This window comes from Vibrio sp. 10N.261.46.A3, assembly GCF_041472995.1.
Taxonomy (GTDB): domain Bacteria; phylum Pseudomonadota; class Gammaproteobacteria; order Enterobacterales; family Vibrionaceae; genus Vibrio; species Vibrio coralliirubri.
Map to the genome: position 1 here is coordinate 159,871 of NZ_JBFRRH010000009.1, position 12,686 is coordinate 172,556.

A 12,686-nucleotide genomic window follows, 5' to 3' on the forward strand; every position below is an offset into this window, starting at 1 on the left:
CTATGAAACCTCAATTGACAATTTTGGCCATCTCTTTGGCTCTTGCTGGCTGCGGTGGTTCGGGCGGTTCCGATACCTCTGCATCAGCGGCACCAACCTACACAGTGTCAGGTACAATCACAGCCCAGAATATAGACTTGCAAAGTCAGGTCTGCGCAGACATAAACCAGAACTACATGTGTGACAGCGGAGAGCCTAGTTCAACAGCTAACGCGAATGGTGAATTTAGCATTACCAGTACTAAAAAATCGATTCTATCGGTGCCTTTGTTAGCACAAGTCGATACGGGGATTGCTGCAAATAGTGCAAGTGGTTCTGCATCTTCTTACGCTTATATTGCCGCTCCCGGTCTTCAAAAAAATACTGGAAATGAGATTAATGGTATCAGTTCACTATTGGCTGGTTATGTTGCGGATGGATTGACGGTTGCTGAGGCCAACAGCAAGTTAAAAGCGCAGTTGGCGAAAAGTGGCATCTCTATTTCTGGTGACATACAAGATGATTTATCTGCGTCTGAGCTCGCGAGTTTGGAGCAAAATATTGTATCAACAATTAAGGCGTTTAAGCACTCGAATCGTGCATTCATGCTAGCTCAGTTGAGTGCGAAGTTTGATAAGAGTGCGGCTGATTATGTCAATGGAGTACTGACTAATGAAGAGGTTGTCGATTTTGCAAACTTCTTAGAGGGTGAATTGAAAGCTGCGACAGCATTGAATGATACCGGTGTCATACGTTACTTCTCTGATATTGATGACACACAAGATGTGGCAGAACCACAGAGCGCATTCCCCGGTCAAGATGCAGAGTATGGTTTTGATAAAACCGAGTTGAATACGAACACTGGCAATGGTTTTCAGTTCGCGAAGTTGGATGCTAATGGTCAGGTGCTTGCCGATGATGCAGCACAGTGGTCTTGCGTTTTGGATCAACGCAGTGGCTTGATTTGGGAATCGAAAACGGATGATGAAAACTCGATTCAACACAAAGACCGCTTATTAGCCCTTGAACTACCTGGAGTAGTAACGCCTTACGATCAGGATGTTGATCTAGCAACGTGTAAGACCAAAGGCGATCAAGTTTGTACGACCCAAGATTACGTGGAGCACATTAACTCAATTAACTTATGTGGAAAATCTGACTGGCGTTTACCAACATTTCATGAATTTTATAATCTACTCGACTTTGGTGAGACAGAAACCAACTCGGATGGTAAGGCTTACGGTTTAACTTATAAGTACTTCCCCCACCAAACGGCTGGGATCGACTACACAAGCTATATAGGGTCGGTATGGAATCAATCCATTATTTATAATCAGTACAGTAATACTGCCGTTGATGGGGGCTTCTATTACAACGAAATTGGCACCCTTGGCGGCGATCGTGGATACATCAGTTCTCTCGAAATTTACTCTGGCGACGTTGACTCTTCAGACAATTACGATTCATACCAATTTCCAGCTCGTTTAGTTTCACTACAAGGTAAATAGCGATGAAAAATTTATTAACCATTACTTTGATTGGTCTATTTTCTGCGGGTGCAATAGCACAAGAGTGCAGCTTGAATATCGAAAAATCAGCTCCAAGTACGCGTTATATCGCGAATGATAATGGGACGTTTAGCGATGAACTGACTGGATTAACGTGGATGCGTTGTCAACTAGGTAAAACTTGGGATACGAAGACATTAGCTTGTAGTGGACCAGCTGAAACGTACCATTGGCAGAGCGCGCTCTCCATGGTTGAATCAATTAATGATCAGAGTGGTAGCCATGTGTTACATCAGTTTGCAGGCGTAAAAGAATGGCGCATGCCAAACATCAAAGAGTTGGTATCATTAAAAGAGGTGGCTTGTCACTCTCCAGCAATAAGTCACAAGGTGTTCGGTGATACGTTTAACGTTGAAGTCGGAAACTTAGCTTCATTTATTTGGAGCTCAACGCCTGCAGGTGGTGGACAGAGCGTGATGACGTTTGATTCGATTAATGGTGAGGTTTACCAGTACAACGCTGCACAATATAAATTTAGCGTCTTGTTAGTTGCAGAATGATTTAGCTCTTAATGCATAAACAAAAGGGCCGTGGTTTTCCACGGCCTTTTAGGTTTTGGTCTTTAGGTCTTAACTTAAACCTTAAACCCTAAACCCTAAACCCTAAACCTTAAAGTAGTCCAACTGCTGCTTCTGTTGCTCGGCTAGGTTAGATAGCTCGTGGCTTGCTGCAGCGGCTTGAGTAATGCCGGTTACGTTTTGGCTTACTAAGCTGTAGATGTTTGAGATATTACGGTTGATGTCTGAGGTTACTTGGCTTTGCTCTTCAGCGGCAGAGGCAACCTGAGTGTTAATCTCAGTCATGTCCGTTACCGAGTTAGCAATGCCTGAAAGCGCCGCGCTTACTTCACCTGCAAGAGTTTGGTTGTGTTCCAGCATAGCCAGTGAGCTGCTCATGCTTTCATTCGCGTTACCGGATTGAACCTGCAAACCTTCAATGATGGTTTGGATCTCTTTGGTTGAATCTTGTGTACGTGCCGCTAGCATTCGAACTTCATCAGCAACCACTGCGAAACCACGACCGCTTTCACCCGCGCGAGCGGCTTCAATTGCTGCGTTAAGCGCCAACAGGTTAGTTTGTTCAGAGATACTTTGAATCACCTCAATCACTTTACCAATCTGTTCAGAGTGCTCTTTTAGCGTGCCCACAACATTTGCAGCTTCGCTTAGCTGAATCGCCATCTGTTTGTTAGCTTTGTTGCTTTCATTAAACAAGCTCATGCTGTGTGTCGCCATTTCGTCAGCTTGTTTAGACGCTGAATCGGCTTGTACTGCGTTCTCGTTAACGTGTGCTGCAGTACTTTCAAGTTGGTTTACAGCAGAAGCGACTTGTTCCACTTCTTGCTTCTCTTGGTCTGAGTTAACGCTCGATTGTGTCATTACAGCCGCTAATTCTGTCGACGCAGAAGCCACTTCGATACTGATTCGAGACAGCGAGCTTACCGTGTCACGTAATTGTTCAACAGACTGGTTTACGTCTTGCGCTAGGCGTGAGATTTCGTTGTCGCCATATTCTTCTGCTTTAACTAACAAGTTACCTTTTGCTACTTCTCGCATGGTTTCTTGAATGTTGCTGATCGGCTTAACAATGATGCCAGCCAGCGTCCAACTGATAATTAGAGCTACAGACAGGATCACCAACAGTGCAATGGTCGCAGTAGTCAGTGTGCTAGCGTGTTGCTGGCCGTTGATGTCGACCTCCTGAGTGGCAAGCAAGTTTAGCTTTTTAGACAGAGTGTTGATCGCTTGCACCATGTCATTGCCCGCATGTCGGTATTGGTCGATTGCGATCTGGTAGCGGTTTTCAAAATCTGACGAGAGTGATGCATCGCCGTGTTTCGCTCTTAATAGAGGAAGCATGGTGGTGCGAGAAAAATCGACATAGTGATTCATCGCCTTGTTCATCGCGGCCACTTCATCTTGCATGCCTGGCACAGTGTCTAATGAATTCAGTAGGCGAGTATTCTGATCGCGTTTTTGGTTTAGCGTTTCAACCAGTGTTTTTACGTCATCAGCATTGAATAGACTGTAAATCGCTTTGATACGCATACCATAGCTGTTGTCGACGATTTCGCTGAGTTCTTCTTTATGTAAGATTAATTGGTCGGTTGCTACTGACACATCTTTGAATGCACTTTCTAGCTTTTCACCACCGATAATGACACCGGCTAAAAGTAAAACGACGGAAAATAGTACGGGTATAAGAATTTGTATTTTGATTGATAAGCCACTGAGAAGTTGGCGCATGTAATGTCCTTCTTTGAATAAAATAAATAGATGAGAATTATTATTATTAGAATTAGTTGGCGATTCTAACTAATGAGACTGACAATTCAATCAGTAAAGGCTTTGATTTCGTTATATGCGATAGGTATTTGATATAGGTGGTTGTTTATTGTTCTAAATGGCGATAAAGGTGCATCTTTTTATCCATCGTGTTAGGGCTACTTGATTGATAAATAGAGAAATATATTGGTTAGTGTTCGATATAAATAGGGAAGGGAATCTAGTTTTTTTGTGCTCAAACGATGGTGAGACCTGCATTCAATAGCTGCATCTGATGGGGGCGCGACTATCAATTCATCGAGTAGGAGAGAAATTAGCCATTAATTTGTAGTTGTCATATAGGCTTCAATTAAGTGAAACACAACTGTCACATTCGGATTCTAAAGTAGGCCTCGTTCAAGCAAAACATTACGGCAATAACGCCACTAAAGGAAATTTGTGATGAAAAAGACAGTTATCGGTGCAATCGCACTACTAGGCGCTCTAACAGTGAATACAGCTTCAGCTAAAGAAACTATCTCTGTAGTTGGCTCTAACAGTGCTTCTCCACTGGTTGAAGTTTTTGCAGAAACCTACATGAATAAAGGCGAACCAGTGTTCATCGAAATTCAAGCACCAGGTTCTTCTGCAGGCATCAAAGCAGCAAAAAATGGAAGTGCTGACCTTGGTATCTCTTCTCGTGACCTAAAAGAAGAAGAGAAAACAGCTGACCTGAAAGAGCTCGTTATCGCTCGTGACGGTATCGCAGTTGTTGTAAACCCAAATAACGAAGTATCTGCTCTTACAGCTGAGCAAATCACTTCAATCTACAAAGGCGACATCACTAACTGGAAAGATGTTGGCGGTGCAGACAAGCCTATCGTAGCAATCACTCGTGATACTGCATCTGGTACACGTGGTGCATTCGAAGACATCATGAAGCTTAAGAAGACGATTGGCGATAAGAAAGTATCGGCTATCTCTCAACGTGCACAAGTTGCAAACGGTAATGGCGCACTTAAAGTTTCTGTAGCAAGCAACCCATACGCTATCGGCTTTATCTCTCTAGGTACAGTTGACGAATCTGTTCAAGCTCTAACTATCGACGGCGCTGCTGCGACTGTAGACAACGTTAAGAACGGCTCTTACAAAGTTGCTCGTCCTTTCCTAGTTCTTTACAAAGATGGCGCTCCATCAGCTGAAACTCAACAATTCCTAGACTGGATGGTTGCAGACGAAGCTCAAGCTATCTCAGCTAAAAAAGGCTACATCACAGTTAACTAATCTTAACTGACTCAATCTTAATTATTGCTCAGCCTGCTTTAGGCTGAGCCTTTTCTTTCAACTTTGTTTATTTCGAGCTCTTATTGAGCCACAAAGTTTGAGATTTTATATATGACCATCGCAAATAGTGAAAAGCTTATGAATACTGAAGCGACTCAAATCAACAAGCCAAGTCTACGTGCTAAGAAGCGCATCGACTGGAGAGAAAGAATCTTCCATGGCTTGTTCTTATCGAGTGCTGTAATCGGCATCGTATCACTAGCCGTTATCGCTTACTTTATCGTTGCAGAGAGTATCCCTGCATTCCAAGAGGCCGGTGTTTCTGGCATTGTTCTGGGTGTTGACTGGTTACCTCCAGCTCTATTCGGTGTTGCAACTATGATTGTTGCATCGATTGTTTCGACACTTGGAGCTGTAGTTGTTGGTGTACCAGTTGGTGTATTAACCGCTATTTTTATTGCTGAGATTGCCCCAAAGCGTCTTGCAGATATTATTCGACCAGCAGTTGAGCTTCTAGCGGGTATCCCGTCGGTAGTTTACGGCTTCTTCGGTCTAGTAATTATCGTTCCAATGATTCAGAACGTTTTCCAAGTACCAGCGGGTAACACTATCCTGGCGGGTATCATTGTTCTGGGTATCATGATTCTTCCTACCGTTATCACGGTTTCTGAAACTTCGATTCGTGCTGTACCTCGTACATACAAAGAAGGTTCACTTGCACTGGGTGCTTCGAAAATCTACACGATTTTTAAGCTACTCGTTCCTGCTGCACGTTCTGGCATTATGACTGGTGTGATTTTGGGTATCGGTCGCGCACTTGGCGAAACGATGGCAATCATCATGGTTATGGGTAACGCGCCAGCAATGCCAGAAGGCATTTTGGACTCTGCTCGTACGCTAACCGCAAACATTGCAATTGAAATGTCTTACGCAAGTGGCGTTCACGCTAACGCACTCTACGCAACAGGTGTTGTACTTCTAGTGTTCATCATGATGTTAAATGGTGCTCTACTTTATCTTAACCGTGAAAAAGCGAAGTAGGCGAGGATAAGTAATATGGATCGCGTAAAACTAAAACAAGCACGTCAAACCAAAGATAACATCCTAAAAGGTTTTATCTGGGCAGCTGCAGCTGTAACCGTTGGTTTCTTATTCTGGATTATTTGGTACATCCTATCGAACGGTCTGCAATACGTAGATTGGAACTTCATCACTGACGATTACACTCGTACTGGTGAAGAACGTGGTATTTTCCCAATGATCATTGCCACGATCTACATGGTAATTGCATCGATTGCGGTAGCCGCGCCACTAGGCATCATGACGGCAATCTACCTAACTGAATATGCGAAAGTAGGTAGCCGATTGGTGAAAGTGATTCGATTCTGTACTGAGTCGTTAGCTGGTATCCCATCGATCATCTTTGGTCTGTTCGGCATGACCTTCTTTGTTTCGATTCTTGGCCTTGGCTTCTCGATTCTGTCGGGTGCACTAACGTTAAGTATCCTGATTCTTCCTGTAATCATTCGTACTACAGAAGAAGCATTGATGGCAGTGCCACAAACTTACCGCGAAGGCTCATATGGCCTTGGAGCTTCAAAAATCTACACTATCTGGCGTTTGATCTTACCAAGCGCAATGCCAGGTATCTTAACTTCGGTCATTCTTAGTATTGGTCGTGTAATTGGCGAATCAGCACCTGTATTCTTAACAGCAGGTATGGTGGCACGTGTTCCTGAGTCGGTATTCGATTCTGGCCGTACACTAACGGTTCACCTATATAAGCTGACAACAGAGCTATTTACTATCGATGAGTGGAACCAAGCCTACGGCACGGCGACAGTCCTAATCGTATTGGTTCTCTTGATCAACATGGTTACAAAACTGATTGCGAGACGCTTCAACACGGCAACTTACTAAGCTCATTAGCTGGCTCATCAATAAAGAGAGCCCCCGTGATAAAGAAAGCATCAAGTTAGACACGAATTTAAGAATTTAGAGATTACGAACATGAACAAATTTGATATTGAGAACCTAGATCTGTTTTACGGCGACAACCAAGCGCTTAAGTCCATTAACCTGCCAATTCCAACGCGTCAGGTAACGGCTTTGATTGGCCCATCTGGTTGTGGTAAATCGACACTGCTACGTTGTTTGAACCGCATGAATGACCTAATTGAAGGCGTTACTATCAAAGGTAAGCTGGATATGGATGGCACGAACATCTACGGTAACATTGATGTGGCTGACCTGCGTATTCGCGTAGGCATGGTATTCCAAAAGCCAAACCCATTCCCAATGAGCATCTACGAGAACGTGGCTTACGGCTTGCGTGCTCAAGGCATCAAAGACAAGAAGCACATTGATGAAGTAGTAGAAAGTTCACTGCGCAGTGCTGCACTTTGGGACGAAGTAAAAGATCGTCTTAAAGCACACGCATTTGGTTTGTCTGGTGGTCAGCAACAACGTCTATGTATCGCTCGTACTATTGCAATGGAACCGGATGTAATCCTGATGGATGAACCTACATCGGCTCTTGACCCAATCGCGACGCACAAGATTGAAGAATTGATGGAAGACCTGAAGAAAGACTTCACTATCGTTATCGTAACGCACTCAATGCAGCAAGCGCGTCGTATTTCAGACCGTACTGCTTTCTTCCTAATGGGAGAGCTTGTAGAGCACAATGAAACGAGTGTTATCTTCAGCGAACCAAAAGATGATCGTACTAAAGGTTACGTAAACGGTGACTTTGGTTAATTGATTATTTAAGTGCTGTGTTTGGCCTATTAGCAAAACCAGCACGCTAACTGATACGCAGGTTAGATAATCGAATAGATCGACAGAATTATCACTATAACTATAAGCGATGGAAGTTTTGCCCCACTTTAGGTGGGGCTTTTTTATGCCTCTAAAAAAGTCCCAATGTCGATGAAATTTTGGGCAGGAAATCCCATTTTTGTAGTCCTTCTCATGCTTGTGATAATGTAAAAAGTGAAATTGCGACCCGCTTAACATCTCATTTTTAGTTACATTGATTGCATATCAAGGCTTCTGTATTTTTGCTGTATTCTCAATAGCCAATGGACGGAAGCTGTGCCTGTAAAAGCCTTTGCAAAACAAATATCTGCTACGCGCGATCACCGTTTATTGGCAGAGTCTCTTTTTGAGTACTTAGCTAAAATGCTTGCTCCAAAAGGGATTGGGATATTTGCTGAGCCGATACCGGAAAGCGATTCGTTGCCGTTGTTTTGTTACGGTGAATTAACCCCTCTTGAGAATTACCCCTCTACATTTTGGCCTTGGGTTTCACAGTTTGATACCGCAGACGGTGTTTTACCTATGGCAATCAATACCTGTAACTGGGATCACATAAAAGTGCTCGGTGGGGAGTCGTTCATCATGATGCTCGACAACGCGCCTGCCTGTAGAACTTATTTAATTGTTCAAAATTGCGATGCCGAAAAGATCAATCAAACCTTCGACCAAGATCTAGATGTTCTTCAACTTGCCGCCGCTCGCTGGCAGTGTATTCGTGCTGAGAAGAACGCGGCACTTGAGATCAAACACAGAGACACACGTGAAGCTCAATACCTTGATGAGATTAAGCTTCGTGAATTGTTTGTCGAGAACATGAAGCTAGTTCATCAGGTGGCGTTAGAGCTTTCTAATCCCGAAACTTTAGATGCACTCTATAAAGCATCAGTAGAAGCCGTACGCGATCGCCTAGGCTTTGATCGTGCGATCTTCATGTTGCTTGATATGAAAAAGCGCTGTTTTAGCGGCACTTACGGCACCGATGAAACGGGTAAAACCAACAGTGAACATCATACTCAATATGATTTACACCAACTTGAAGCTGAATACATTGAGGCGCTGTCTGACAACCACACCAACTTAGTTATTATTGAACAAGCGCCACTCTACACCGAAGGCAAGGTGGTGGGGCAGGGCTGGAATGGGATGCTTATCTTGCGTGAAGGGGATAAACCGGTCGGCTGGATTGCGATGGATAACTACATTCACCGTTCACCAATCACCAATTATCAAAAGCAGATGCTTGAGTCCTTCGGCTCGCTGCTCTCTCAGATATACATTCGTAAACGCCAAGAGCAGAACATACGCATGCTGCACTCTAGCATGGTTGAGTTGTCTCGCTGCGACAGTGTTAGTGAGGTGTGTAAGTCTGCGGTTAGCTTTGCTATTCAACACCTAGGCATTGACCGATTGGCGGTTTTCCTGACGGATAAGAATTGCAGCTACATGCAAGGTACATGGGGTACGGATATAAAGGGCGATATTGTCGACGAGTCCTACTATCGTTCAGAGCTGGTGGAACGCAACATTGTTTCAGCGGCTCGCGCTTGTCCTAATCAAGTCGCATTTGAAGAATCAGTACCTATCTATCATGACTTTAATATTGTTGGGGTAGGTTGGACGGCAATGACCATGCTCACCACCAATACGGGTGAGCCGATTGCGTTTATTGCCGCCGATAACTTGTTAACACGCAGCCCTTTAACTTCCCAGCTTCGCGAAGTGATTCGGATCTTCGCCTCTAGTCTTGCTGAGGTGCTGCAAAGAACCATGGCGCAAGAGGAGCTTAAAAAGCTCAATGAAACGCTTGAGCAAGAGGTCAGTAAGCGCACTCAAGAGCTTGAAAGAGCCAATGAACAGTTGGATATCATTTCTAAATTAGACCCGCTGACGCGCCTTGGAAATCGTCGTATGCTGTCGCAGGTGTTAGAAGATCTAAACTGTGACGATCAAGGAGCGTTTGCCACACAACATGAAGTCACATTTGGATTGATCCTCGTCGATTTGGATCATTTTGGTTTGTACAACAGTGTTTATGGTCATACCGAAGGTGACGCTGCTTTACGCTCGATAGGTAAGATACTGAATAACCATGTTTATAGTGAACAAGAGACCTTCTGTCGTATTGGAGGAGAGGAGTTTATGTTGTTGATGATCGGCACTCATCATTCAGAAACTAAACAGCGTGCAGAGTCGATCAGAAAATGCATTGAAGAGGCGAAGATCCTTCATTGTGAAAGCAGCACCAGTCAGTATTTAACTGCATCTGTCGGCTATGCCTCGATAACCTCAGACCAGCATCAATTCGATTTTGATCTGCTGTATGGCAAGGCAGACAAAGCCTTGTATCAAGCCAAAGACTCTGGGAGAAATCGAATCGTTTCTGCGTTGAAACGTAAAAAGGTCGCAGTTTCAATTTCTTAGTGCGGTATCTGTTTCTTCTTAGCGTAAAACGAATGAAGCCGTGATGATCACTATGTGGTCATCACGGCTTCGTTCTTTTTCGTTTACTTAGATTTTATGCTTACTTAGATTGCTGGTTAACTAAAGCTTTTCCAATGTGCTCTTGCGTGCTTTGCTTGTGACTCGCTTTGGCTTCTTAACTGCTTTGATTGCTTGAGCCGGGCCCCATGACTGACTTGGTGAACCAGCTTCAGCATAGAGGCTCTGATTGAGCTTCGTTAGTTCAGTTTCAATCACTTCTATTGTCTCGTCGCTCAAGTCTGGATTTTCTGCTTTCCATTGTTCAAACAAGGTTCTGGTCATCACGCCATCTTTCGTTTTTAGAGCTTCAATAAGCGCTTCTGCTGTATCTGATTGACGTTCAACTATGCGTGTTGGTTTTGTAGTTACACCACGTCGTGACCAGAAATAGAAAGCCATCGCTGAGCTGATTAACCATAAAACAGCAAACACAGCGGTGAGATAAGGCCAGATCCCAGGGCTATCCACAGTAACAACCGTCGGGCTTACCTGTTGGGCGGGCGTAGCAGTCACTGGTGGAGTGCTTGACGCTGCGCGATCACTTGCTTTTACAGCTAACTCTAGCCCTTGCGCTTTGCTGGTTTGTTCTGATTGCAAATCGGTGTTAAACCAAGCTTGAGACACATCAGGAAGCGAGATATTTCCAGCCTCTTTCGGAATCAATACTTGCTTGTAAACAACGACAGCATCACCTGACTGAGTTGTGCCAAATTGCGGCTTCTCTTCATAAACACGTACCGAATTAGGGTAGGTGATATTCAGTTTTGGCAGCTGGTGTTGCGTTAAGTTACTAGCCGTCATGGTGATGGTACGAGTTAACGAATCACCGGCTTCCATTTCAATTGTTGGGGTACCGCCTTCTAAACCATTACTATTTCCCAGTTGATTGCCTTGGCTATCTGACCATTGTTGAATCAGTTTGAAGTTTGATGTTGGTAACCACTCACCTTGGTAGCCTTTTGGCACCTCTTTGACGGTGACATCTAAGGTTTCAACAGGTGTATCGAGCTGGAACAGACGCGTTGTACGGGAGTTGTTGGTTGAGTAAACAACGGCTCCAGTCAGCTTCGGTCCGTTCAACTTAAACTGTCCGGCCTTTTGTGAGGAGATACGGAAAGACTGTTGAACTACCGTCACCTCTTGTCCATTGAGAACATCTTGAAATTGCTTCGATTCACCAATAGGTTCCACATCTAAGCCCGGCGAGCTCGGTGGCGCTATTTTAGGATCTTGCAGTCTTCTTGGGTCAGCTTTTATGATGAGTTTTACATCAAGCTCAGCCACTTCTTGTGGGTATAGAGAGCTTTTGCTTAGATTAAGTTGAAACTCAGCCATATCATGTTGAGTGGGCACAGCTTTATTAACGGCAACATTGATGGTGATTGGCTTGGTTTTCGCCCCTTCAATATCGAAACTAGGTATTTGTATCTTGCCCAAACGCAGTGGAGCAAGGCTGATGTTCCATTCACTTGACACCGAACGGCTGCCATTGACGATTCGCATCGACGACCCAAAGTTTGGTGTGCCGACATAAAAATCCTGCTGGAGCGCCGTAAGATCTAACGCGTCAGAAGAGACCTTTTCATCGGTTGCGACTCTAAGAAGAAATACTTCATCTTTGGTGACACTGTTATGTGAAACACTCGCCACGGCGTTTGCAGCCAATGCTGAGAAGGACGAGAAAGCTCCCAACAACAATGTTAGGAGTACGGATAAAAATGGCTTATTTAGAAATCGCATGGTTACCACTTTTTGTTCTGGTTGTTAGGAGCACTTTTTTGTCGTGCTTGTAAAATCATTTGCGCTTTAAGCAGTTGGCTCGGGTCACGGGCGCTTTCTACTTGCTCAAGTTTTCGCATGTCCGGATCGCTCGACGGAGGTTGATCTGAGGTTTGTGCTACAGCTTGCTGACCATTTTGCTCACCATCTTCTTTTGAAGCTTGTTGTGCGCTAGCACTTTGAGGTGTAGCGCCTTCTTGGTCACTCTGTTTCTGCTGATCACTCTTACTTTGTTGAGCGGCAAGCTTGTCGTTTTGTTTAGACTTTTCAGAGTCAGATTGATTTTCAGGTTGGCCTTGAGCTGCGTTTTGATCTTGGCTACCACGTTGATCTTGGTTACTGCTTTGATCTTGCGACTTGTTATTGTCTGTGGAGCTTTGCTGTTGATCCTGCGAGCTTTGCGAAGAATCATTTTGCTGACCTTGCTGACCTTGCTGACCTTGCTGACCTTGCTGATTTTGGTCTTTCTGGTCTTTGGAGTCAGAATCGCCTTGCTGTTGCTGTTGCTGTT

At 44.3% G+C, this 12,686-nt stretch carries 9 protein-coding genes and 1 pseudogene; 7 read left to right on the forward strand and 3 right to left on the reverse strand.

Translation table 11 applies throughout. The features are described from left to right. Positions 1–2 precede the first annotated feature (2 nt). Together AB4484_RS03555 and AB4484_RS03560 are read left to right on the forward strand one after the other, a co-directional pair. Entirely contained in the window at positions 3–1,487 is a 1,485-nt protein-coding gene (locus AB4484_RS03555) for a DUF1566 domain-containing protein (protein WP_372076474.1), read from the forward strand. Positions 1,488–1,489: 2 nt separating this feature from the next. Continuing rightward, positions 1,490–2,047 carry a DUF1566 domain-containing protein gene (locus AB4484_RS03560; RefSeq protein ID WP_050643358.1) on the forward strand — a complete coding sequence of 186 codons (558 nt, stop codon included), beginning with the start codon at positions 1,490–1,492 and terminating at the stop codon, positions 2,045–2,047. A gap of 102 nt (positions 2,048–2,149) precedes the next feature. Here the strand turns inward: AB4484_RS03560 and AB4484_RS03565 are convergent, their stop codons facing one another. Beyond that, positions 2,150–3,793 (reverse strand): methyl-accepting chemotaxis protein, encoded by a 1,644-nt coding sequence (locus AB4484_RS03565; RefSeq protein ID WP_086968692.1) that lies wholly within the window; start codon positions 3,791–3,793, stop codon positions 2,150–2,152. Positions 3,794–4,273: 480 nt separating this feature from the next. Here AB4484_RS03565 and AB4484_RS03570 point away from each other — a divergent pair, with 480 nt between their 5' ends. The 5 genes from AB4484_RS03570 to AB4484_RS03590 all read left to right on the forward strand — a co-directional run bounded on the left by AB4484_RS03570 (position 4,274) and on the right by AB4484_RS03590 (position 10,336). Continuing rightward, positions 4,274–5,095 carry a phosphate ABC transporter substrate-binding protein gene (locus tag AB4484_RS03570; protein ID WP_076654959.1) on the forward strand — a complete coding sequence of 274 codons (822 nt, stop codon included), beginning with the start codon at positions 4,274–4,276 and terminating at the stop codon, positions 5,093–5,095. A 111-nt stretch (positions 5,096–5,206) separates the two neighbouring features. Next, a complete protein-coding gene (pstC, locus tag AB4484_RS03575) occupies positions 5,207–6,136 on the forward strand; it encodes a phosphate ABC transporter permease subunit PstC (RefSeq protein ID WP_017064255.1) in 930 nt (309 codons plus the stop codon). 15 nt (positions 6,137–6,151) lie between these two features. Further along, positions 6,152–7,015, forward strand: a complete 864-nt coding sequence (gene pstA / locus AB4484_RS03580) for a phosphate ABC transporter permease PstA (RefSeq protein ID WP_017064256.1) — start codon at positions 6,152–6,154, stop codon at positions 7,013–7,015. Positions 7,016–7,105: 90 nt separating this feature from the next. After that, positions 7,106–7,855, forward strand: a complete 750-nt coding sequence (gene pstB / locus AB4484_RS03585; protein ID WP_004732036.1) for a phosphate ABC transporter ATP-binding protein PstB — start codon at positions 7,106–7,108, stop codon at positions 7,853–7,855. 336 nt (positions 7,856–8,191) lie between these two features. After that, a complete protein-coding gene (locus tag AB4484_RS03590; protein WP_086968690.1) occupies positions 8,192–10,336 on the forward strand; it encodes a GGDEF domain-containing protein in 2,145 nt (714 codons plus the stop codon). A gap of 120 nt (positions 10,337–10,456) precedes the next feature. Here the strand turns inward: AB4484_RS03590 and AB4484_RS03595 are convergent, their stop codons facing one another. Next, positions 10,457–12,136: a BatD family protein gene (locus AB4484_RS03595; RefSeq protein ID WP_086968688.1), complete on the reverse strand. Its 1,680-nt coding sequence runs from the start codon at positions 12,134–12,136 to the stop codon at positions 10,457–10,459. Positions 12,137–12,138: 2 nt separating this feature from the next. Next, positions 12,139–12,686, reverse strand: a pseudogene (locus AB4484_RS03600) (hypothetical protein); the annotation flags it as partial.

Coding starts and splice junctions, on each gene's coding strand:
- AB4484_RS03570 (WP_076654959.1), top strand. CDS start 4,274: ATGAAAAAGACAGTTATCGGTGCAATCGCACTACTAGGCGCTCTAACA.
- pstB (WP_004732036.1), top strand. CDS start 7,106: ATGAACAAATTTGATATTGAGAACCTAGATCTGTTTTACGGCGACAAC.
- pstC (WP_017064255.1), top strand. CDS start 5,207: ATGACCATCGCAAATAGTGAAAAGCTTATGAATACTGAAGCGACTCAA.
- AB4484_RS03595 (WP_086968688.1), bottom strand. CDS start 12,136: ATGCGATTTCTAAATAAGCCATTTTTATCCGTACTCCTAACATTGTTG.
- AB4484_RS03555 (WP_372076474.1), top strand. CDS start 3: ATGAAACCTCAATTGACAATTTTGGCCATCTCTTTGGCTCTTGCTGGC.
- AB4484_RS03560 (WP_050643358.1), top strand. CDS start 1,490: ATGAAAAATTTATTAACCATTACTTTGATTGGTCTATTTTCTGCGGGT.
- AB4484_RS03565 (WP_086968692.1), bottom strand. CDS start 3,793: ATGCGCCAACTTCTCAGTGGCTTATCAATCAAAATACAAATTCTTATA.
- pstA (WP_017064256.1), top strand. CDS start 6,152: ATGGATCGCGTAAAACTAAAACAAGCACGTCAAACCAAAGATAACATC.